Annotated in this window: 1 protein-coding gene; it reads left to right on the top strand. The window is 68.2% G+C overall.

What is annotated here, in order from left to right:
* A partial coding sequence (locus D7V97_RS43620) for an NAD(P)/FAD-dependent oxidoreductase (RefSeq protein WP_158623584.1) occupies nt 1–471 on the top strand: 471 nt, incomplete at both ends.

The following is a 471-nucleotide window of genomic DNA, read 5'->3' as shown; positions in this document are numbered from 1 at the left end:
GGCCGAGCACACGTTGAAGGGCGCATTCCGGCACATCGACTCGACCAAGGCGCGGGTGATTCTGCTTGACGCCGCCCCGGCGGTGCTGCCACCGATGGGCGCAAAGCTCGGTCAGCGGGCGGCTGCCCGGTTGCAGAAGCTGGGCGTGGAAATCCAGCTGGGTGCGATGGTCACCGACGTCGACCGCAACGGCATCACCGTCAAGGACTCCGACGGCACCGTCCGGCGCATCGAGTCGGCCTGCAAGGTCTGGTCGGCCGGGGTTTCGGCCAGTCGGTTGGGCAGGGACCTTGCCGAGCAATCACGGGTTGAGCTCGACCGGGCCGGCCGGGTCCAAGTGCTGCCCGACCTGTCCATTCCCGGGTACCCGAACGTGTTCGTGGTGGGCGATATGGCCGCTGTGGAGGGTGTGCCGGGTGTGGCGCAGGGCGCCATCCAGGGGGCGAAATACGTCGCCAGCACGATCAAGGC

The organism is Corallococcus sp. CA053C (assembly GCF_003611675.1).
In the GTDB taxonomy this organism is placed as follows: domain Bacteria; phylum Myxococcota; class Myxococcia; order Myxococcales; family Myxococcaceae; genus Corallococcus.
The sequence above is the reverse complement of the archived record's forward strand: the minus strand, read 5'-3'. Positions and strand labels throughout refer to the sequence as shown.